Annotated in this window: 3 protein-coding genes; all 3 read left to right on the top strand. The window is 24.4% G+C overall.

Annotated features, from left to right (window positions below):
* Positions 1-769, top strand: a 769-nt coding sequence (locus JFN88_RS16965; RefSeq protein WP_233167982.1) for a hypothetical protein, incomplete at its 5' end; no start/stop codon positions are given.
* Positions 770-783: 14 nt separating this feature from the next.
* Positions 784-900 (top strand): 50S ribosomal protein L36, encoded by a 117-nt coding sequence (gene rpmJ, locus JFN88_RS16960; protein WP_199020496.1) that lies wholly within the window; start codon positions 784-786, stop codon positions 898-900.
* Between the two features lie 9 nt (positions 901-909).
* Positions 910-1,410 carry a 30S ribosomal protein S11 gene (rpsK, locus tag JFN88_RS16955; protein WP_199020495.1) on the top strand — a complete coding sequence of 167 codons (501 nt, stop codon included), beginning with the start codon at positions 910-912 and terminating at the stop codon, positions 1,408-1,410.
* Positions 1,411-1,507 lie beyond the last annotated feature (97 nt).

Here is a 1,507-nt window from a genome sequence, read left to right as displayed (position 1 = left end):
ATATAGAAAATATCATTTTTTTCAAAAGTCATATATTTTTATGACAGAAAAGGAAAAAATAACCTTTTTTCGCTTAGAATTTGAAAAAAGTTATTTTAATTTAGATATTTTACAAAATATAGATTTCTTTTCACAGCTATCTCCTTTTTTTGCAAAAAAATCAGTAGATTTTTTAAAATTAGATGAATTTTTAAATAAGATCAATTTATCTAACTCTAAAACAAAATCTATTTCTGAAATAAATACAAAAGACCCGATTACAATTTTCGAAGATTTCAAAGATTTTGTATGGGGATTATATTTTAATCATGAGGCCAAATTTCTAGTTAAAAACGAATTTCGTAATAATCAACATATTGAAATTATTACAAGAGGAAGAAAAGCTCATAATGCAAAAATAAAAATGAAACTTAAAAATAAAATTTGTTTTAAAGGCATAATTACTTTTGTCTTATCAAATGATTACTATATAGTTAGACGCGTAAATGAAAAAAAAGTGGGTTTTTTTCATAAAATGCTATCTACAAAAAATAAAGAAACTTTTTCCTATTATAAACAGCCTTCTACTGTTTTAGTAGGCTTATCAAAAAATTCTAGAATTAAAAATAAAATTTTTGGTGCAAAAGTAGTTCCTGGAACAATTGTTGATTTTGAATCTAATATAAATGATTTAACTCGTGGAATGATTACTTATATATATCAATTTCAACGAGCTAGCTCTTTTTTAGAAATAGAATCGGGCATTGTTTCAATAACTGACGTTTTTTAATTATAAATTTTAATATGAAAGTAAGCCCTTCTGTTCGAAAAATATGTAAAAGATGTCGTATTATCAAACGTCATGGTATTATACGCATTAAATGTCCAAATTTAAAGCACAAACAAAGACAAGGTAAATAATTTTAACTTATGAATAAATATAAAAAAAAAAGCAAAGGATATTCACCTAAAAATTATATACGACGTCGAAGATTTGTTCCTTATTACAAACGTAATTTTTTTTTTAAAGGAATTTTACATGTAACACATACAGCACATAATACTACTATGTGTATCACTGATATGAATGGAAATGTTTTTTTCTCTAAATCAGCAGGAACACTAGGTTATACAGGTCGACGTAAATCTACAACACGTGCCTTAGTTGTTACGATTTTAAAATTATTAAATTACTTAAAATTTAGTGGGATTAAACAACTTGAAATTATTTTTAAAGGAGCAGGTAAAATGGTATCAAGTGGTACAAAAACAACAGGTGCTATTTGTCGTCACGTAACTTTATCTCATTTAATAAAAGCTAATATTGATATTTCTAAAGTTACAGATTTTAGCTCTAATGCTCATAATGGATGTCGACAACCAAAAGCAAAAAGATTAAAACGAAGAAATCGAAAAAAATTGTTTTTTTAGTTATTTTTCTTTTTAATATCATAATTTTGAGTACCATACTAAATACATTATAAAATAAAAATGTCGATTTAAATAAACAATTAGTTATTATTTAGTT

This window comes from Paenibacillus roseus (assembly GCF_016424485.1).
Lineage (GTDB): Bacteria > Bacillota > Bacilli > Paenibacillales > Paenibacillaceae > Paenibacillus_D > Paenibacillus_D roseus.
The sequence above is the reverse complement of the archived record's forward strand: the minus strand, read 5'-3'. Positions and strand labels throughout refer to the sequence as shown.